Genomic DNA, 18,836 nt, shown 5'->3' with positions numbered 1-18,836 from the left:
CGTTTCCCGGCCCCGCCTGCGCGCCGATCGCCGCACGCCCCTCGCGCGCCCGTGACAAATGTCACCGCCGACCCGTGGAAACGCAGCACCGACCGGTGCGCCGCCGCACTGCCGCCCGCCCCGCACCGGCACCAGGCTGGTGCCCATGACCAGGACTCCTTCCGCTCCTCCCGCCGTCGAGGCGCACGGCCTGCGCCGGCGCTACGGCAACGCCCGGGGCGACGGCTTCACGGCCGTGCGCGGGCTGGACCTCACGGTGGCCCCCGGCGAGCTGTTCGCCCTGCTGGGCACCAACGGGGCCGGCAAGACCTCCACCATGGAGCTGATCGAGGGCCTGGCCCGCCCGACCGCCGGCACCGTCCGGGTGCTCGGCCACGACCCCTACCGGGAGCGGGCCGCGATCCGCCCGCGGATCGGGATCATGCTCCAGGAGGGCGGCTTCCCCGGCGACCTGACGGTGCTGGAGACGGTCGAGGGCTGGGCCCGCAGCAGCAGTACGCCCCGGCCGGCGGCCGAGGCGCTCGAGCTGGTCGGGCTGGGCGACCGGGCCCGGGTCCGGGTGAAGCAGCTCTCCGGCGGCGAGAAGCGCCGCCTCGACCTGGCGGTGGCGCTGATCGGGCGCCCGGAGGTGCTCTTCCTGGACGAGCCGAGCACCGGGCTCGACCCGCAGGCCCGGGCCGCGGTCTGGCAGCTGGTCCGCGAGCTGCGGGCCGAGGGCACCGCGATCCTGCTCACCACGCACTACCTGGAGGAGGCCGAGGAACTGGCCGACCGGCTGGCGATCATGCACCGGGGCCGGGTGGTGACCAGCGGCACGGTCGCCGAGGTGATCGCCGAACGGCCGGCCCGGATCAGCTTCGACCTGCCCGAGCAGCCCGGCTCCCCCGCCCTGCTCCCGCTGCCCGACGCCGAGGTGGCCTTCGCCGGCCGCCGGGTCACCGTGCACACCGGAGAGCTCCAGCGCACCCTGACCGCGCTGCTCGGCTGGGCCGCCGAACAGCAGCTCGCGCTGCCCGGCCTGGACGCCCGCAGCGCCACGCTGGAGGAGGCCTTCCTGGCGATCGCCGCCGAGCCCGAGCCCGCGGGCGACGCCGAGGGCGGCAGCGAGCCCGCCACCCCCACCCCCGCCCCCACCCGCACCCGCCGCCTGATCGGAGCCCGCCGATGACCACCAGCCACCCGATCCTCCGTCAGCCGGCCGCCGCCGCGGGCGCCGTGCGCAGCCCCGGCAGCGTGCTGCGCCGCCCGCTCGGTCTGGTCCGCACCGAGCTGCTGCTGCTCCGCCGCAACCGGATGGCCCTCACCATGGCGGTGCTGATGCCGGTGGCCATGATGAGCGGCCTGCACTCGATGCTGCACGCCCAGCGGGCGCAGCTGCCCGGGGTGGACCTGAACTCCGCCCTGGTGCTCAACCTCACCGCCGTCTCGCTGCTCTTCGCCTTCTACCCCAACCTCACCTCGGCCTACGTGGCCCGGCGCAACGAACTGGTGCTGAAGCGGCTGCGCACCGGCGAGCTGACCGACACCGGCATCCTGGGCGGCACCGCGCTGCCCCCGCTGCTGCTGGTGCTGCTGCAGGTGACGCTGATCTCGGCCCTGGGGGCCGTGCTGCTGGGCGTCTCCGCCCCGGTCAACCCGGTGCTGGTGCCGCTCGGCCTGCTGCTGGCCGGCGTCCAGCTGGCCGCCCTGGCCGCGCTGACCAGCGCCGCCACCCGGACCGTGGAGACCGCCGGGCTGACCACCCTGCCGGTGGTGCTGGTCGCGATCGTCGCCTCCGGCGTGGTGGTCCCCTACCGGGTCATGCCCGGCTGGCTGGCCGACCTCGGCCGGGCGCTGCCCACCACCCCGGCGCTGCAGTTGCTGCGGATCGGCTGGCTCGGCGGCGACGGTGCGGGCGCGGCGAGCTCCTTCGCCGGCAGCTGGGCCGTCGCCCTGCCCTACCTGGCCGGGGCGCTGGCCTGGACGGCCGCCACGGCCTGGGCCGCGCACCGGTACTTCCGCTGGGAGCCGCGCCGCTAACGGCCGCCCGCGGACCTGGTAGGAAGGGGCACGGGCACGACACGAGGGGGAACGGCCATGCGGATCCGGCGCTGGCGCAGCTTGGGCAAGCCGAAGCGGATGGAGCTCTACGTCCGCTGGTCGATGTACTCGATGGCGCTGGCCTTCCCGGCCGCGATGGCCCCGATGACCGTCCAGCAGGTCACCCGGCAGACCTCGCCGGCGACCACCGAGCTGCTGCTCCTCCTGGTGCTGCTGAGCTGCGTGCTGGCGGTGCCGACGATCCGGCGCTCGCTCGACTGCCACCTGGGGCGCGGGCCCGCGCCGGTGCGGCTGCTGGCCGCCCAGGCGCTGGTCTTCCAGGCCGCGATCTGGCTGCCGCTGCTGCTCGCCCCGCACCGGCACGGCAACCCGGTCGCGCTGTTCACCGCCGACCTGGTGCTGCTCGACCTGTGGGTGATCGCCCCCTCGGTGGCGCTGGCGGTGCGGCGGCTGGCGCCCTTCGGGCTGGCGATGCTGCTGCTCGCCTCCGCGGGCATCGCGGTGACCAGCGGCTCGCCCGGGCCGGCGGCGGTGCTGATGTCCAGCGGGCTGTTCGGACTCGCCACCTTCGCCGGCAGCTGGCGGACCTCGGCCTGGATGGTCCGCACCGCCTACGACCTGGACGACGCCCGGGAGACCCAGGCCCGGCTGGCGGTGGCCGAGGAGCGGCTGCGGTTCTCCCGGGACCTGCACGACGTGCTCGGCCGCAACCTGACCACCATCGCGCTCAAGGCCGAGCTGGCGGTCCAACTGGCCCGGCGCGGCCGCCCGGAGGCGGCCGACCAGATGGTCGAGGTGCAGCGGCTCGCCCAGGAGTCGCAGCGCGAGGTGCGCGAGGTGGTGCGGGGTTACCGCACCGCGGACCTGGCCGCCGAGGTGACCGGGGCCCGCTCGGTGCTGCGGGCCGCCGGCATCGAGTGCCGGATCGACCTGGGGCCCGACCCGGCGGGGCTGCCGCCGCTGGCCCAGTCGGTGCTCGGCTGGGTGGTCCGCGAGGCGGCCACCAACGTGCTGCGGCACAGCGAGGCCGAGCAGGTCTCGGTCCGGCTCTGGCGACAGGGCGGGCAGGCGGTGCTGGAACTGGTCAACGACGGGGTGCGGGCGACCGCGCCCGGCGACGGCGGCAGCGGCCTGGCCGGCCTGCGCGAGCGGCTCACCGCGCAGGGCGGCGAGCTCAGCTGCCGGCAGGACGGCGACCGCTACACACTGCGCGCCACCCTGCCGCTGAACCGTCCCGACGCCGAGAAGGAACTGGCCGCATGACGAAGGAACCGGCCGCCGGCCCCGTCCGGGTGCTGCTCGCCGACGACGAGCACCTGATCCGCGGCGCGCTGGCCGCCCTGCTCGCGCTGGAGGAGGACCTGGCGGTGGTCGCCCAGGCCGCCTCCGGCCCGGAGGCGCTGGCCATGGCCCGGGCGCACCGGCCCGACATCGCGGTGCTCGACCTGCAGATGCCGGGGCGGGACGGCATCGAGGTGGCGGCCGAGCTGCGCCGGACGGTGCCGGAGTGCCGCAGCATGATCGTCACCGGGCACGGGCGCCCCGGCTACCTGAAGCGCGCCCTGGAGGTCGGGGTGCGCGGCTTCCTGCCGAAGACCGTCTCGGCCGCCGACCTGGCCGGGATCATCCGCACCGTGCACGGCGGCGGCCGCTACGTGGACCCCGAGCTGGCCGCCGAGGCGATCAGCGCCGGCGACAGCCCGCTCACCCCGCGCGAGACGGACGTGCTGGAGCTGGCCGCCGACGGCACCGCGATCGCCGAGATCGCCGCCCGCGCCGGGCTCTCGCCCGGCACGGTGCGCAACTACCTCTCCTCGGCCGCCGGCAAGCTGGGCGCCGAGAACCGCCACGCCGCGGTCCGCCTGGCCCGCGAGCACGGCTGGATCTGACCGCGGCCGGAGCCGACCGCGGCCGCGGATCAGACCCAGGTCTCCCCGGTCAGCCGCTCGTACGCCTCGACGTACTTGGCCCGGGTCTGCTCCAGGATGTCCGCCGGCAGCTCCGGCGGCGGCAGCTCGCCGGTGCGGTCCCACCCGCTGGCCGGGGAGCTCAGCCAGTCCCGGATGAACTGCTTGTCGTAGCTCTCCTGGGCCCGGCCCGGCTCCCAGGAGTCGGCCGGCCAGTAGCGCGAGGAGTCGGGGGTCAGCACCTCGTCGCCGATCACCAGCTCGCCGCCGCGCAGGCCGAACTCGAACTTGGTGTCGGCCAGGATCAGCCCGCGCTCCCGGGCGATGTCACGGGCCCGGGTGTAGACGGCCAGCGTGGTCTGCCGCAGGGTCGCCGCCCACTCGGCGCCCACCCGCCGCGCGGTCTCCTCGTACGGGACGTTCTCGTCGTGCTCGCCGACCTCGGCCTTGAGCGCCGGGGTGTAGATCGGCGCCGGCAGCTCGGAGCCGTCCACCAGGCCCGCGGGCAGCGCGATGCCGGTCACCGTGCGGTCCTGCTCGTACTCCCGCAGGCCGGAGCCGGTCAGGTAGCCGCGGGCCACGCACTCGACCGGGAACATCTCCAGGTCGTCGCAGATCATGGTGCGCCCGGCCCAGTCCGCCGGGGCGCCGTCCGGCACCTCGGTGGAGATCACGTGGTTGGGCACCAGGTCGGCGATCCGGTCGAACCACCAGAGCGAGAGCTGGGTGAGGATCCGGCCCTTGTCCGGGATGTCGTTGGGCAGCACCCAGTCGAACGCCGAGGTGCGGTCGCTGGCCACCATGACCAGGCGGCCCGCCTGGTCGCGGTAGAGGTCGCGCACCTTGCCGGTGTGCAGGTGGACCAGGCCGGGGACCTGGACCGGCTCGGGCTTGGTGACAAATCCGCTCAAAGTGCTTCAGTCCTCGAGAGTGGGGGTCGCTGCTCGGACAGCGGAAGTCTTTCATGCGGCCCCGCGCCCGGGCCCGGCTCACCTCCCGGGGCCGCCTCACCCGTCCTTGCAGACCCGGTCCAGCAGGTTGGCGGTGGCCTTCTGGATCCGCTCGTCGGTGTGCCCGGGCCGGTCCAGCGCGGGCGACCAGGCGAAGGTGCCGGCGGCGAAGACGTAGGCCCCGCTGGGCGCCCGGTAGAGCGAGGTCTCCTGGTGGCGCGGGCGGCCCCGCTCGTCCCGGTAGGGCGAGTGGGCCAGCAGGATCCGCTCGGTGTGCACGGGCAGCGCGACCCTGGGGAAGTAGCGGTCGGCCTCGCCGGCCACCAGGTTGGCCACCTCGTCGCCGTCCCGCAGTCCGGTGCCGGCCCAGAGCCAGTGCCAGGTGTTGCCGGCCCGCAGCGGCACCGGCTGGGCCACCCGGCCCGCGTACTGGACGCCGAGCAGCTGCTGCTCGGGCTCCCCCTGGTCCCGCCAGAGCGCGCTGACCGGCCCGGCCGGTCCCGCCGCCGGCGACTGCGGGTGCACCCGTTGGCGCTTGCGGCAGTTGAGCAGCCGGGCCGGCTCTCCGGAGGCGCCGAAGGCCAGCTCGACCCGCCAGTACATGGTGTTGGCGGAGAGGAAGACCAGCGAGGTGCCGTCGTCCCGGGCCCGCTCCACGCACCGGCGCATCGGCTCCGACCAGTACTCGTCGTGCCCGGGGAAGACCAGCGCCCGGTGCCGGGACGGGTCCACCCGGCCGGCGTGCAGGTCCAGCGCGGTGGCGTAGGCCAGGTCGTAGCCGTACCGCTCGGCCCAGCGGATGAAGTCGTAGGCGTGCCCGACATGCAGCGGCAGGCCGGCCCCGGCGTGCGGGCGGTCGAAGGAGACGGTGATCGCCGCGTCCGCCTCGCCGAGCAGCCGGCCCTCCCCGTCCCAGGCGTGGTAGAGGCTGGCCCCGGTGCGCCCGTCCTCCGGGAACAGGTTGTACGCCTGCCAGGTGACGTCCGGCAGCACCAGCAACAGGTCCGCGGACGGGGTGCCGCCCGCCGGGTCGCGCACCGTGAACGGGATGTGGCTGCGGTGCCGCTGGTCGGCGGTGGTCAGCACCGCGACGTAGGCACCGGGCCGCCAGTGGGCGGGGATCTGCTGGCGCCAGGAGTGCCACCAGTGGTGGCAGCTGACGGTCCGTCCGGCCACCAGCGGGGCCGGCTGGCGGAGCCCGGCGATCAGCGGCGAGGAGGTCATGTGCTGGGCGCCGGCGCCCGCGTAGTGGCCGATCCGGTAGACGTCCACCACGAAGTCGCGCGGCGGGTGCACGGTGATCCGCAGGTCCACCGAACCGCCGGGGTGGACCGCGCCGCCCGAGGCGAAGCCCTTGATCTGCTGGACCACGTCGTCGGAGTTGCGCGGGGTGCCGGGCGGGCGGCAGCCGCCGGGCGCGGCGGCCGGCAGCGGCTGCTGGCCCGGAGCGTCGGTGCTGACGTACCAGGGGACGGCGCCCTCGGCACCGGCCAGGTACTGGTCGGGACTTCGCAGCCAGGGCAGCGGCCCCTGGCCGAACGGGTCCGCGACTCCGTGCGCGAGCGTCCCCGACTCCCATCTGCGACCAGACGACTCCCTGTCCACGCCGTCCCTCCCAGCTGCCCCGCTCGTGGCATGTGCCACCGAAATGTGCGTGTGGTCCAGCAGACCACAGAGTGCCGACGGCGCGTCACCCCACGTTCAAAGTCGTGTCAACCAGGACTGACCAGAGGACTGTTGACGGATCGTCAGCCGAGTCGGACGGGCTTCTCCAGGCGCACCCCGGCGGCCTCCAGCCAGCTGCGCAACGGGCCGGCGGCGCCCTGCTCCACCGCCTCCACCACGGGGTCGGCCAGGTCGCCCCGGCGCACCCCGCCGAGCAGCAGCACCGGGCCGTCCAGCCAGTCCAGGCCGGGCCGGCCGCCGGCGCTGTCGACCGCGGCGCAGCAGACCATCGCGGTCACACAGTCGGCCAGCAACTCGCGCCCGCCGCGCTCGGCCGCCCCGGGCACCACCGGCGGCGGGGCCGCGGCGAGCGCCCGGGCCAGCCGGTCGGCGCCACCGGCGGCGAGCTGGTCGAGCAGCCGGGCCAGGGTCGGCGCCGGGGCGACGGCCGGGCGCTCGCCGCCGACCGGGGCCAGCCCGTCCAGCGCCTCCTGCAGCGCCATCGCCTGCAGCCGCCAGCCGCGGTCCACCACCTGTTCCGGGTACTCCTCCCAGAGCAGGTCGGCCCGGCCGCCGGGCACCGGGCCGTGGAACAGCTCGGCGGCCAGCAGCGAGACGGCCGCGTCCATCGGGCCGGGCTCCTCCAGCAGGTCGCAGGCCGGGCGCTCGCCGAGCCGGCTCTCGTAGCCCTCGGCCAACCGGTCGCGCCGGGACAGCTCGGTCAGCGCGGCGACCACGCCGGCGTTCAGCTGGGCCGGGCAGCGGCCCAGCCGCCAGGCCGGCAGCGCCACCCTGGTGAGCAGCCGGTCCCAGCCCGCGTAGGCCAGGCCGACCTGCCCCTGGGCGGCGATCCGCAGGCCGTAGTCGACCAGCTTGGCCTGCTCGGCGGCCGCGGCGGCGGCCGAGCGCTCCAGCTCCGCCACGTGCTCGCGGCAGGCCTTCAGCAGCGCCCGGGTGATCCGGTCGAGCAGCCGGGACCACGGGGTGCGCCGGCCGCTGCCGAGCGCGGCGTCCAGGCCGCGGACGAACCGGCGGGCGGCGGCGATCTCCGGGTCGGCGGCGGCCGCGGTGCCGGCCACCACCGGGGCCAGCAGCGCGCGCAGTTCGCCGGCCCGCATCCACCACAGGAAGGGCGAGCCGATCACCAGCAGTTGCCCGGGCGCCCGGTGGTGCGGGGCGGCGGGCCGCCGGGGCGGGCCCGGGCGGGGCGGGGCGGGCGGCTCCTCCAGCCAGCTGTCGCAGTCCGGGGTGAGCGCGATGCCGACCGGCGCGGGCACCCCGAGCCGGTCCGCCAGGTCCTCGATCAGCCGGTGCAGCTCCGGCGCCTGCTCGGCGGGCACCGGCACCGCCGGGGTGCTCGGCGGCACCGCGCGGGCGTGCCGCAGCGCGGCCGCCAGCGCCACCACGGCGGTGAGCACGGCGAGCGCGCCGACCACCCAGCGCACCACGTCCCAGCCCGCCGCGTCCGGGGCGCCCGGGGCGCCGATCCGGCCGGTGATCCGCCCGGCCACCAGCACCACGGCCAGCGCGGCGGGCAGCAGGGCCGCAGCCCTCGCCAGGGCACGGATCCGCAGCACGGCGTGCGCCCGCGCGCGGGCGGCGTCGAAAGCGGTCATCCGGTGCTGCACCCCCTTCGGAGTCGGGACCATCGGGCTTGCTGCCGAACTGCGGGATTGCGGTGGAACGCCGGAGCAGCACGGCCGCCGGCCGCGGAGTGACCGCCGGCCGTGCCGCGCGGTCCTCCTGCCGGTTCTGACGCATGCGCCGGTCCGGGTGTTCCGGTCCGACCCGGTTTCCACCCGTCCCGGTGACGGTCCGACCGGTCCTTGCAGCTTCCCCCCGCGCGGGCCGGCGCACCCGGTGGAACCGCGAACCCGTCCGCGGTTCCACCCCCGCCGGCTCCGCGGTTCAGCGCACCATACGGCCCTCGGTGCCCATGCGTCAGCCCGATGACGCGTCATTCACTCGAAGGGCTGGAATCGGCCCTCCGTTCGCAACCGTCGGCCGGGGGGCCGAACACCCGCGCGAGCAGCGGGGAACGCCGAGGGGCGCTGCGCCCGGTGGGATGATCCGGACCCAGCGCCCCTCGGGGTGCCTTCGGTGGTGCGCCGCGCGGTCGCCCGCGCGCCGCCTCGCGGCGGCGGCTCAGTCGGCCGCGCGGGAGGCCGCCAGTGCGATGTCGGTGCGGTGGTGCGAGCCGGCCAGCTCGATCTCCGCCACCCCGGCGTAGGCCCGCTCCCGGGCCTCGGCCAGGTCCTTGCCGGTCGCGGTGACCGAGAGCACCCGGCCGCCGGCGCTGAGCACCCGGCCGGCGTCGTCGGCGGCGGTGCCCGCGTGCAGCACCCAGACCGAGCCGTCCGCGGCCTCGGCCCGCTCCAGGCCCTCGATCACGTCGCCCGAGCGGGGCGCGGCCGGGTAGCCCTCGGCGGCCACCACCACGGTGACGGCGGCCTCCTCGGCCCAGCGCAGCGGCGGCACGTCGGCCAGCACGCCGGTGGCGGCGGCCAGCAGCAGCCCGGCCAGCGGGGTGCGCAGCCGGGCCAGCACCACCTGGGTCTCGGGGTCACCGAAGCGCGCGTTGAACTCGATCACCCGGGTGCCGCGCGAGGTGAGCGCGAGGCCGGCGTAGAGCAGGCCGGAGAACGGGGTGCCGCGGCGGCGCAGCTCGTCCACGGTCGGCTGCAGCACGGTCTCCAGCACCTCGTCGACCAGGCCGGCCGGGGCCCAGGGCAGCGGCGAGTAGGCGCCCATGCCGCCGGTGTTCGGGCCGGCGTCGCCGTCCAGCGCGCGCTTGAAGTCCTGGGCGGGCTGCAGCGGCAGCACGGTGGTGCCGTCGGTGATCGCGAAGAGCGAGACCTCCGGGCCGTCCAGGTACTCCTCGATCACCACCCTCCCCCAGCCTCCGGCCGGGGGTGCCCCCATGCAGGCGGCGGCGTGGGCCAGCGCGGCGGCGCGGTCGGCCGTGACCACCACGCCCTTGCCGGCCGCCAGGCCGTCGTCCTTGACCACGTAGGGGGCACCGAAGGCGTCCAGCGCCTCGGCGGCCTCCTCGGCGGTGGTGCAGACGTAGGAGCGGGCGGTGGGCACCGAGGCGCCGGCCATCACGTCCTTGGCGAAGGCCTTGGAGCCCTCGAGCCGGGCGGCGGGCCGCCCGGGGCCGAAGACCGGGATGCCGGCCTCGCGCACCGCGTCGGCCACCCCGGCCACCAGCGGCGCCTCGGGGCCGACCACCACCAGGTCGGCGGCCAGCTGCCGGGCCAGCGCGGCGACCTCGGTGCCGGAGAGCTGGTCGACCGGGTGGACCGTCGCCAGCTGCGCGATCCCGGCGTTGCCCGGGGCGCAGTGCAGCTCGGTGACGGCAGGATCTTGGGACAGGGAGCGGCACAGGGCGTGTTCGCGGGCGCCGCCGCCGATGACGAGGACCTTCACGCTTGGCAAGGGTAGCCGGTGGCCCCTTCCCGCTGGTCCACCGGGATGTGCGATTGTCCAGCCGGAGCCCCTCGAACAGCGACCTTGCCTGTTCGTTCCACCAAGCGACGGACCCGGTCAGGTTCGACACACCCCGGGTCCTCGCTCGGAAGAGTGAAATCCCGCCGACTTCCGCAACCCTGCGACCACGGGTTACGGACCTCCTTTCGGGTAACGATCATGGCGGAGGCACCACACGGTCAGCCATTTGGCGGTAAGAAGTGCTGTTGGATACCCAGCAGTGCCCGCAGCAGTCCGCCCAGCAGTTCAGGCCCGGCCGCCCGGCCGGGCCGGTCGAGGGAGCCCCACAGGTGAGCCAGCCCGAAATGCAACCCGAGGAGAGTCCCTGGGGCAAGGACCTCGGCGAGGAGGACCAGCCCGCCCCGGTCCCGGGCCGGGACCGGGCCGTGACCAGGCACCGCGCCGACCTGAGCGCCCGCCAGTTCCCGCTGGGCGACTGGGGCGAACCGGCCGAACGGCTGGAGGAGCTCTACCGCTGGTCCGAGGAGCGGGCGGTCGAGGCGATCGACTGGTACCGCCGGGACCGCCTCTGGAAGCGCCGCTGGGCGCGGCTGCTGCGGGTCGGCGCCGCCACCCTCGGGGTGGCCGGGGTGACCCTGCCGCTGGTGCAGCTGACCGGCCGGCTGCCGCACGGCACCGCCTGGGGGTACGTGGCACTGGCGCTGGCCGGCGGCTGCCTCGCGGTGGACCGCGCCTTCGGCCTGAGCAGCGGCTGGATGCGGGACGTCTCCACCGCGCAGGCGCTGCAGCGGCGGCTGGAGGCCTTCCAGTTCGACTGGGCCTCGGAGTGCGTGCGCGAGGTGCTCGGCCCCACCGAGGGCACCGCGGGCGAGGCCGCCGAGCGCTGCCTGGGCGTGCTGCGGCGGTTCTGCGAGGACATCTCGGAGCTGGTCCGCAGCGAGACCTCGGAGTGGATGCTGGAGTTCCGGGCCCGGATGACCCAGCTGCCCACCCAGGCGCCGGGCAGCTGGGGCGGGCGCGGCGAGAGCGGCACCCCGGCGCCGGTGCGGGTGCTGCCGCCGCCCGGCACCCGGCCCACCATGCCGCGCCAGCGGCCGCCGGAGGGCCCGCTGCGCTAGGGCCTGTCTTCAAACTCCCGTCGTCCGCCCGAAGGGCGGGCGCGGCGGCGTTGGGGTGCGTGCATCGGCGGCGCCGAGGAGGGAGTCCATGCGGTGGGGGCACCTCCCGGCCGAAGGCTGGGGGCCATCGGCGACTGACGAGAAGCCGTCGAGGTGCGTGCCCCGGCGTCGCCGCGCAGACGGGAGTTTGAAGACAGGCCCTAGGCAGCGGCGGGCGGACCGGGCCTGGCCGGGCCTTGCCTGGCCGGCTCAGGCGAAGACGACCATCGAGCCCTGGGTGAGGCTGCGGGTGGCCGCCGCGTACAGACCGGCCCAGGCGTGCCGCTCCCGGGCGTACGGGTGCACGTCGTCCAGCGGCGGACCGAAGGGCTGCTCCAGCACGGTCGGCCCGAGCGGGCGGGTCGGCCCCGGCGGGTCCAGCGGGTCGATGCCGAGCGCCGGGGCGATCGCCTGCAGCTCGCGCAGCAGCCCGTAGGAGGAGCCGAGCGGGCCGCCGTTGGTCAGCAGGTCCTGGTCCACCAGCGGGACCGGGAACTCGATCGGCACGTAGGCCCCGGCGTGGTCGAAGTGCCAGACCAGGTGGGACTGCTCGGCGGTGGCCTCGAACATCTCCAGCAACTGCTCGTAGTCGCCGCCCAGCGCGTCCACCGGGGTCAGCTGGAAGCCGGTGAGCTGGAGCAGGTAGGCGCGGCGCAGGAAGTGCAGCGAGTCGTAGTCGAAGGCCGCTATCGGCTCGACCTCGCCGGTGATCCCCGGGGCGAACTCGTACACCGGCACCGCGGGCAGGCCGCGCACGGTCAGCGCCGCGTTGTAGACCGCCAGGTCGTCGCGGAACGGGTTCTCCGGGTTGTGGCTCAGTACGTCCACCAGTGGTACGAGCCAGAGGTCACAGGCCACGGGCCGCTCATCCTCTCACTCGCTCGGCTTGCGCCAACCACCCTACCGGGCGCGGGAGTCCCGCGGAGCCGGGAGCTCGGTGGCCTGCGCCTCAGTGGGCTCGGGCCGGGCCGCGGGCTCGGCTGCGGGCCCGGGCCGGTCGGCCGGCTGGGGCCGGTCGGCCGGCGGCTCGCCGGGCGGCGCCGGCGCGGTCCAGGTCGGCTCGGCCAGCAGCAGCGGCAGCACCGCCACGCTGTCCAACGACTCCCCGGTCAGGTCGGCCAGCAGCCGCACCGTGAAGAGGTTGTACTGGTTGACCGTGCGGTGCGCACCGGCCAGGTCACGGGCCGCGATCTGCTCCACCAGCTCGCCCTGCCGGTCCCAGCAGACGCCGGCCAGCCGCTCCTGGGCCCGCAGGTAGCGGGCCGCGAACATCCAGGACTGCACCCGCAGCCAGTCCAGGTAGTCGGCGATCCGCTGGTTGTCCAGGAAGGCGGAGAGCTCGTTCCAGAACCGCCGGTCGCAGCCGACCATCACGTCCAGCTGCCCGGCCCGGGCCGCCCGGGCCGCCGCCTCGGCCCGCCGGCGCAGCGAGCTGAGCCGGCTCCAGTCGTAGCGGCTCGGCTGCGTCGCCAGCCGCCGGAAGCCGCTGTCGGTGAGCATCACCCGGGCCTCGAAGATCTCCAGGAAGTCGGACCAGCCGAGTTCCGGCACGGTGAAGCCGCGGTGGTGCTCGGCCCGCAGCAGGCCCTGCGCCGCCAGGTCGACCAGCGCCTCCCGGGCGGGGGTGGCGGAGACGCCGTACAGCTCGGCGATCTCCTTGACCGTGAAGTTGGCCCCGGCCGCCAGCCGCCCGGCCATCAGCTCCTCACGCAGCGCGCCGGCGATCTGCTCGCGCAGGCTGTTGCGCTGGATCGGCAGCCTTCCCAGACCGCTCATGCTCACCGCACGCCTCCTTCGACCGGCCGCCGGGCCCGGGTCGGGCCATCGTCGAGGGGTCATCTTCTCAAAATCCGCGCAAAAACCACCCGCGTGGGCCCACCGGATGCCGCCCGGGCGGTCGGCGCCGGCCCGGCGCTCAGCGCTGGACCGGCGCCGGGATGCCGAGCAGCCGGTCGCGCAGCACCGGGAAGTCCCGCCGCGCGGCGGCCACCTCGGCCGGGTCGAACTCGACGGTCAGCACCTCCTCGCCCATCCCGGCCTCGGCCAGCACCTTGCCCCACGGGTCGACCACCAGGCTGTGACCGGCCTGCTCGACCCCGCCGTGGGTGCCGGCGGTGTTGCAGGCCAGCACGAAGCACTGCTCCTCCACCGCCCGGGCCCGGGCCAGCAGGGTCCAGTGCTCGCGGCGCCGCTCCGGCCAGGCGGCCGGCACCACCAGGAGCTGGGCGCCCGCGTCCAGCAGCGCCCGGAACAGCTCCGGGAAGCGCAGGTCGTAGCAGGTGGCCAGGCCCAGGGTGCCGAAGTCGGTGGGTGCGGTGACGATCTCCTGCCCGGCGCCCATCGCCACCGCCTCACCGCTGTCGAAGCCGAAGCGGTGGATCTTGCGGTAGGTGTGCACCAGGTCGCCGGTGGGCGAGAAGAGCAGCGAGGTGTTGTAGGCCGGACCGTCCGGGTCGCGCTCCACGATCGAGCCGGCGTGCAGCCAGACTCCGGCCGCCTTCGCCGCTGCTGACATCACGTCGGCGGTCGGGCCATCCAGCGGTTCGGCGCCGTCCGACCAGGCGTCATAGGCGAATCCGCCGAGCGGCCAGAGCTCCGGCAGGACCACCAGGTCGGCGCCCTGCTGGGCGTGCACCAGGGCCGCTGCCCGGGCCCGTCGCTCGGCCGCGGGTTCGCCGTCGGAAACGGAGAGTTGGATCAATGAGGCGCGCACACTACCACCGTCCACGTCAAGAGACCTACGATCGTCACCCGAAAGCGCTGCCCTGCTCTCTCCCGGCAGCGTAACGTGCGGTTAGCGCGAAGAGCCGACGGATGGGCCGGAGAAGAAAAGCTGTGACCGACAATCAGGCCGTGCAGGCCTACACGGATGCCTGGACGCACTCCATCGAGTCCATAGCGGAGTTGCTGGCCGCGCTGCCCGGTGACTCGTGGAACCGGCCGACCGACTGCCCGGGATGGTCGGTGCGCGACGTGGTCTCGCACGTCATCGCGGTGGAGTCGGAGCTGCTCGGCGACCCGCGGCCGATCCACTCGCTCCCCAGCGACCTGCGGCACATCAAGGACGAGGTCTCCCGCTACCTCGAACTCCCGGTGGACAAGCGCCGCTGCCACACCGCGCCCGAGATGACCTCGGAGCTGGAGTACGTGATCATCCGGCGCGCGCGGGCGCTGCGCAACGCCACCACCGGCCCCGACGACCAGGTGCGCTTCCCGGCCGGGCCGTACTCCTTCGAGCTGCCCTACGAGCGGCTGCTGCGGATGCGGGTGCTCGACGTCTGGGTGCACGAGCAGGACCTGCGGCGCGCCGTGGGGCTGCCCGGCAACCTGGACTCCCCCGCCGCCCAGATCACCCGCGACCTGCTGCTGGCCGGCCTGCCCAAGGTGGTCGCCAAGCTGGCCGGCGCCCCGGCCGGCTCGGTGGTGGCCTTCGACGTCACCGGGCCGCTGGAATTCCTGCGCACCGTCCGGGTGGACGAGGGCGGCCGCGGCTCGATCGACAGCCAGGTCAGCCTCGGCCCGGACGTGCAGTTCGGCATGGACTGGGAGACCTGGCTGCGGCTGGCCTGCGGGCGGGTCCGGGCCGAGGGCCTGCCGGCCGGTGCGCTGCGGATCGACGGCGACCAGGAGCTGGCCCAGCGGGTGCTGGCGAACTTCGCCCAGACCCACTGAGTCGAAGGTCGCCCGGGTGGCGGACGGTTACGCCGCCGCCCGGGCGACCTGCCGCCGCAGCCGCAGGATCATCAGCGTGCCCAGCACCAGCGGCACGTACATCCAGCAGAACGCCCCCCGGTAGGCCGCCGCCGAGTAGCCGCCCCCGCCGCCGCCCGGCGACAGCAGGTCCAGCAGCACCCCGATCCCGAGCAGCGTGACCATGGTGGCCAGGAAGCCGCCCATGTTGGCGATCCCGGAGGCGGTGCCCAGGCGGTGCACCGGGTTGTGCGAGCGGGCGTAGTCGATGCCGACCAGCGAGGCGGAGCCGTTGCTGCCCATCACGAAGAGCAGCAGCACCAGCAGCCAGAGCGGCGGGTGCCCGCCGGGCCAGGCCAGCGCCAACGCCCAGCAGCCGCCGGTGGCGCCGATCACCCAGAGCACGATCGGCATCCGCACCGCCGGGCCGCGGGAGAGCAGCCGCCCGAAGAGCAGGCCGAAGAACATGTTGGCGAAGACCAGCAGGGTGAGCATGCCGCCGGCCTCGCCGCGGCTCATCCCCTGCCCCTCCACCAGGTAGGGCAGGCCCCAGAGCAGGGCGAAGGCGTTGGCCGGGAACTGGGTGGTGAAGTGCACCCAGAGGCCCAGCCGGGTGCCCGGCTCGCGCCAGGAGTCGCGCAGCTGGTCCCGGACCGGCGCCCGCTCGCCGGCCGCGACCAGCGGCGCGGCGCCCGCCGGGGCCTCCTGGAGCAGCAGTGCGACCAGGGCGAGGGCCAGCACGCCGAGCAGCGCGATGCCGGTGAAGCTCGCGGTCCAGCCCTCGCTGTGCAGGGCCTGAGCGAGCACCACCGTGGTGACCAGGTTGCCGCCCATCCCGGCCAGACCGGTGAGCTGGGCGACCAGCGGGTTCTGGGCCGGCGGGAACCAGCGGGCGGCCACCCGCAGCACGCTGATGAAGGTCATCGCGTCGCCGCAGCCGAGCACCGCCCGGGCGACCAGCGCGGGCCCGAAGGCGGTGCTGAAGGCGAAGGCCAGCTGACCGGCGGTGAGCAGCACCACGCCCAGCAGCAGCACCCGGCGCGGGCCGAAGCGGTCCACCAGCAGGCCGACCGGGACCTGCATCGCGGCGTAGACCAGCACCTGGACGATCGAGAAGGTGGAGAGCGCGGCGGCGTTGATGCCGAACCGGTGGACCGCGTCCAGGCCGGCCACCCCGAGGCTGGTGCGGTGGATCACGGCCAGCACGTAGACGCTGACGGCGACGCCCCAGGCGAACCAGGCGGCGCGACCGCCGGGCGGGCCGGTGGTCGCGCTCGCCACCGGGGCCGCAACGTTGTCGGCGGCGGCAGCGGCAGCGGTGGCGTGGAGTCGGGGACCAGGGACGCTGGGGGAGCGGGTTGCGCTGGCTGGGTCCACGGTCATAGTGCACCCAGATTAGTCATCCCATCATTCGATGGTGCCGGCCGGGCGAGCGTGATCCCGCTCACCCGGTCAGCACCCAGCTGACGCTCCTGGTCATGTGCTGGTCGCGGAAGGCCTCGTCGCGCACCCAGTCGGTGGTGTCCCGCACGGTCGCGGTCACCGTGACGCGCTGCCCGGGGGTCAGCGGCAGGCTCGCCGAGTCCAGCCAGCTGCGGTCCGCCGCGGTCGGCTGCACCGGCCTGCCGTCCACCTTCCAGTCCACCTGGAGCTGCCGGTCCCCGGTCAGGTGCAGCGGCCGCACGGTCAGCCGGGGGCGGCCGACCACCCGGCCCGGCGCGGGCTCGGCGCCGTCCACCGGGGACAGCCGCCGGTAGACCTGCTCGATGATCGCCTCCCGGGAGGGGAGGTTGTAGCTGCCGCCCAGGGTGCGCATCACCGAGTCCGGGGTCGGCCGGTACAGGCCGTTGGCGCTGCGGTAGGCACCCACCAGGCCGCCGCCGTCCGGCGAGTCGGCGCCCAGCCAGCGCCACCACTTGGAGTGGTCGCGGCGCATCGCGTCGGCGCCCTGGGCGGAGAGGTTGGGGTAGTCGGCGTCCTTGGGCGCGCTGTCGTACTCGTCGCCCAGGTCGCCGAGGGTGTGGCCGATCTCGTGCTGGATGATCCGCCCCGCGTCCGGACTGCCGCCGGAGAGCGTGGTCACCCCGGTGCCGCCGGCGCCGCCGTACTCGGTCGAGTTGGCCAGCGCGATCAGGTACTGCGGCCCCGCGCCGACCCCCGCGTACTGGGCGGTGGCCGCCTCGTCGGCGCAGAGCAGCCGGGCGGTCCCCTCGCACCAGAAGTGCATGCCCAGCGGGGTGGTGGGGTGCTTGCCCCGGCCCTGCCCCTCGGCGATGCCCGCGGTCGGGGAGACGACGTCGACCCGCCGTATGTTGAAGTAGTCCTGGTAGGTGCGGAACGGCTCGATCACCATCAGGGCCCGCCACGCCTGGTCGGCCTGCTGCTGGAAGAGGTCCTGCTGGGCCGCGGTGTAGCCGTCGCCGAGCAGCACCAGGGTGATCCGGTTGGCCGGGTCGCCGGTGCGGCGTATCTCGATGGTCGGCGCGGCGCCGGTGCGCAGCCGCACCGCCGCCCCGGCCGCCACGCCGCCGTGGGGCGGGGCGGGACGATCGGTGGAGGGGCCGGCGGCCGGGCCGATCACGGCGAACGGCGCGGGTTCGGTCAGCTCCAGGGCGGCGGGCAGCACGGCTGCCGCGAGCAGGGCGAGTGCGGCCAGACTCCGGATGAGACGGCCAGGATTGCCAGGCGTCATACGGACGGTCCTCGGTGCTCCGGTCACCCGGCGGGCGCGCGGGTGGGGGTCGCAGAGAGGTACCCGCCCGACCGCGGTGGGTGAGCCTGTCGCTAACACATCTCACCCGCCGGGCGGTGCAGACACGCCCAACGGGTCACCCGGCTTGCGCCCGACACGCCGCGGGACTCGTGCCCGAAAACGCCGCGGGCCCCGCACCTCACGAGGAGGTGCGGGGCCCGGGACTCGACCGTCAGGCCCAGGTCATCAGCCGCTTCGGCTGCTCCAGGATCGCGGCCACGTCGGCCAGCACCTTGGAGCCCAGCTCGCCGTCGACCATCCGGTGGTCGAAGGAGAGCGCCAGCGTGGTCACCTGGCGCGGCACCACGCGGCCCTTGTGCACCCAGGGCAGCTCCCGCACCTGGCCGAAGGCCAGGATGGCGGCCTCGCCCGGGTTGAGGATCGGGGTGCCGGTGTCCACGCCGAACACGCCGACGTTGGTGATGGTCACCGTGCCGCCGCTCATCGCGGCCGGCGAGGTCTTGCCCTGGCGGGCGGTCTCGACCAGCTCGCCGAGCGCGGTGGCCAGCCCCGTGAGGGTGAGCGCGCCGGCGTCCTTGATGTTCGGCACGATCAGGCCGCGCGGGGTGGCGGCCGCGATGCCGAGGTTCACCTGGCCGCGCAGCACGATCTCCTGCGCCGCCTCGTCCCAGCTCGCGTTGATCTCCGGGTGCCGCCGGATCGCGGTGAGCAGCGCCTTGGCGACCAGCAGCAGCGGGCTGACCCGCACCCCGGCCCCCAGCTCGCCGGTCTCCTTGAGGGTGCGCACCAGCTTCATCGTGCGGGTGACGTCGACCTGGACGAACTCGGTGACGTGCGGCGCGGTGAAGGCGGAGGAGACCATCGCCTGCGCGGTGGCCTTGCGCACGCCCTTGACCGGGATCCGCACGTCGCCGCCGGAGACCGCCACCGGGACCACGGCGGGGGCCGGCTCGAAGGCGGCGGTGGCCACCGGCTCGACGACCGCCGGGGCCGGTGCGGCCGGGGCCGCGGCCGCGTGCACGTCCTCGCGGGTGATGATCCCGCCGGGGCCGGTCGGGACCACGGTGCGCAGGTCGATGCCCAGGTCCTTGGCGAGCTTGCGGACCGGCGGCTTGGCCAGCGGGCGCTCGTCGCCGGCCACCGGCTGGGCCGGCGCCGCAGCGGCGGCCGGAGCCGGCGCGAGGACCGGAGCCGCCACGACCGGAGCCGGGGCGACGACCGGGGCCGCCTTGGCGGGGGCCTCGGTGGTGCGCCGGGCCCGGCG

General features: G+C 75.3%; 16 protein-coding genes. 6 read left to right on the top strand and 10 right to left on the bottom strand.

Features of this window, described 5'->3' with window-relative positions; genetic code table 11:
- Positions 1–145 precede the first annotated feature (145 nt).
- From ACQRUO_RS28150 to ACQRUO_RS28135, 4 genes are read left to right on the top strand one after another with little or no spacing between them, the layout of a single operon-like run.
- Positions 146–1,168, top strand: a complete 1,023-nt coding sequence (locus ACQRUO_RS28150; protein WP_428318901.1) for an ABC transporter ATP-binding protein — start codon at positions 146–148, stop codon at positions 1,166–1,168.
- Entirely contained in the window at positions 1,165–2,019 is an 855-nt protein-coding gene (locus ACQRUO_RS28145) for an ABC transporter permease (protein ID WP_428318900.1), read from the top strand. The genes ACQRUO_RS28150 and ACQRUO_RS28145 overlap by 4 nt, the downstream gene beginning before the upstream one ends.
- 57 nt (positions 2,020–2,076) lie before the next feature.
- Entirely contained in the window at positions 2,077–3,303 is a 1,227-nt protein-coding gene (locus ACQRUO_RS28140; protein WP_428318899.1) for a sensor histidine kinase, read from the top strand.
- The gene (locus tag ACQRUO_RS28135; protein WP_428318898.1) at positions 3,300–3,929 is read left to right on the top strand and encodes a response regulator; all 630 of its coding nucleotides are present in this window, start codon (positions 3,300–3,302) and stop codon (positions 3,927–3,929) included. The genes ACQRUO_RS28140 and ACQRUO_RS28135 overlap by 4 nt, the downstream gene beginning before the upstream one ends.
- A 29-nt stretch (positions 3,930–3,958) precedes the next feature.
- Here ACQRUO_RS28135 and ACQRUO_RS28130 read toward each other — a convergent pair whose 3' ends face one another.
- The 4 genes from ACQRUO_RS28130 to purD form a co-directional block, all read right to left on the bottom strand.
- A complete protein-coding gene (locus ACQRUO_RS28130; RefSeq protein WP_428318897.1) occupies positions 3,959–4,858 on the bottom strand; it encodes a phosphoribosylaminoimidazolesuccinocarboxamide synthase in 900 nt (299 codons plus the stop codon).
- 96 nt (positions 4,859–4,954) lie between these two features.
- Positions 4,955–6,502 carry a N,N-dimethylformamidase beta subunit family domain-containing protein gene (locus ACQRUO_RS28125; protein ID WP_428318896.1) on the bottom strand — a complete coding sequence of 516 codons (1,548 nt, stop codon included), beginning with the start codon at positions 6,500–6,502 and terminating at the stop codon, positions 4,955–4,957.
- 143 nt (positions 6,503–6,645) lie between these two features.
- A complete protein-coding gene (locus tag ACQRUO_RS28120) occupies positions 6,646–8,178 on the bottom strand; it encodes a hypothetical protein (protein ID WP_428318895.1) in 1,533 nt (510 codons plus the stop codon).
- Positions 8,179–8,707: 529 nt separating this feature from the next.
- Positions 8,708–9,991 carry a phosphoribosylamine--glycine ligase gene (purD, locus tag ACQRUO_RS28115; RefSeq protein ID WP_428318894.1) on the bottom strand — a complete coding sequence of 428 codons (1,284 nt, stop codon included), beginning with the start codon at positions 9,989–9,991 and terminating at the stop codon, positions 8,708–8,710.
- 350 nt (positions 9,992–10,341) lie between these two features.
- Between purD and ACQRUO_RS28110 the strand changes: the two genes are divergently transcribed.
- Positions 10,342–11,130 carry an SLATT domain-containing protein gene (locus tag ACQRUO_RS28110; protein WP_428318893.1) on the top strand — a complete coding sequence of 263 codons (789 nt, stop codon included), beginning with the start codon at positions 10,342–10,344 and terminating at the stop codon, positions 11,128–11,130.
- 249 nt (positions 11,131–11,379) lie between these two features.
- Here ACQRUO_RS28110 and ACQRUO_RS28105 read toward each other — a convergent pair whose 3' ends face one another.
- The 3 genes from ACQRUO_RS28105 to ACQRUO_RS28095 all read right to left on the bottom strand — a co-directional run bounded on the left by ACQRUO_RS28105 (position 11,380) and on the right by ACQRUO_RS28095 (position 13,882).
- Entirely contained in the window at positions 11,380–12,027 is a 648-nt protein-coding gene (locus tag ACQRUO_RS28105) for a hypothetical protein (protein WP_428318892.1), read from the bottom strand.
- A gap of 42 nt (positions 12,028–12,069) precedes the next feature.
- The gene (locus tag ACQRUO_RS28100) at positions 12,070–12,945 is read right to left on the bottom strand and encodes a GntR family transcriptional regulator (RefSeq protein WP_428318891.1); all 876 of its coding nucleotides are present in this window, start codon (positions 12,943–12,945) and stop codon (positions 12,070–12,072) included.
- 139 nt (positions 12,946–13,084) lie between these two features.
- Positions 13,085–13,882, bottom strand: coding sequence for a carbon-nitrogen family hydrolase (locus tag ACQRUO_RS28095; RefSeq protein WP_428318890.1), 798 nt, complete (start codon positions 13,880–13,882; stop codon positions 13,085–13,087).
- A gap of 122 nt (positions 13,883–14,004) precedes the next feature.
- Between ACQRUO_RS28095 and ACQRUO_RS28090 the strand changes: the two genes are divergently transcribed.
- The gene (locus ACQRUO_RS28090; RefSeq protein ID WP_428318889.1) at positions 14,005–14,841 is read left to right on the top strand and encodes a maleylpyruvate isomerase family mycothiol-dependent enzyme; all 837 of its coding nucleotides are present in this window, start codon (positions 14,005–14,007) and stop codon (positions 14,839–14,841) included.
- Between the two features lie 27 nt (positions 14,842–14,868).
- Here ACQRUO_RS28090 and ACQRUO_RS28085 read toward each other — a convergent pair whose 3' ends face one another.
- From ACQRUO_RS28085 to ACQRUO_RS28075, 3 genes are all read right to left on the bottom strand, one after another.
- Entirely contained in the window at positions 14,869–16,242 is a 1,374-nt protein-coding gene (locus ACQRUO_RS28085) for an MFS transporter (RefSeq protein WP_428318888.1), read from the bottom strand.
- A 61-nt stretch (positions 16,243–16,303) separates the two neighbouring features.
- Positions 16,304–17,551: a M64 family metallopeptidase gene (locus ACQRUO_RS28080; protein ID WP_428318887.1), complete on the bottom strand. Its 1,248-nt coding sequence runs from the start codon at positions 17,549–17,551 to the stop codon at positions 16,304–16,306.
- 232 nt (positions 17,552–17,783) lie between these two features.
- Positions 17,784–18,836, bottom strand: a 1,053-nt coding sequence (locus ACQRUO_RS28075; protein WP_428318886.1) for a dihydrolipoamide acetyltransferase family protein, incomplete at its 5' end; no start/stop codon positions are given.

Source organism: Kitasatospora sp. LaBMicrA B282 (assembly GCF_050325825.1).
Taxonomy (GTDB): domain Bacteria; phylum Actinomycetota; class Actinomycetes; order Streptomycetales; family Streptomycetaceae; genus Kitasatospora.
The sequence above is the reverse complement of the archived record's forward strand: the minus strand, read 5'-3'. Positions and strand labels throughout refer to the sequence as shown.

Bases quoted from the DNA above. Each gene is read 5' to 3' on its own strand.
- ACQRUO_RS28150 (WP_428318901.1), top strand. From the start codon at position 146: ATGACCAGGACTCCTTCCGCTCCTCCCGCCGTCGAGGCGCACGGCCTG.
- ACQRUO_RS28140 (WP_428318899.1), top strand. From the start codon at position 2,077: ATGCGGATCCGGCGCTGGCGCAGCTTGGGCAAGCCGAAGCGGATGGAG.
- ACQRUO_RS28100 (WP_428318891.1), bottom strand. From the start codon at position 12,945: ATGAGCGGTCTGGGAAGGCTGCCGATCCAGCGCAACAGCCTGCGCGAG.
- ACQRUO_RS28120 (WP_428318895.1), bottom strand. From the start codon at position 8,178: ATGACCGCTTTCGACGCCGCCCGCGCGCGGGCGCACGCCGTGCTGCGG.
- ACQRUO_RS28085 (WP_428318888.1), bottom strand. From the start codon at position 16,242: ATGACCGTGGACCCAGCCAGCGCAACCCGCTCCCCCAGCGTCCCTGGT.
- ACQRUO_RS28135 (WP_428318898.1), top strand. From the start codon at position 3,300: ATGACGAAGGAACCGGCCGCCGGCCCCGTCCGGGTGCTGCTCGCCGAC.
- ACQRUO_RS28145 (WP_428318900.1), top strand. From the start codon at position 1,165: ATGACCACCAGCCACCCGATCCTCCGTCAGCCGGCCGCCGCCGCGGGC.
- ACQRUO_RS28080 (WP_428318887.1), bottom strand. From the start codon at position 17,551: ATGACGCCTGGCAATCCTGGCCGTCTCATCCGGAGTCTGGCCGCACTC.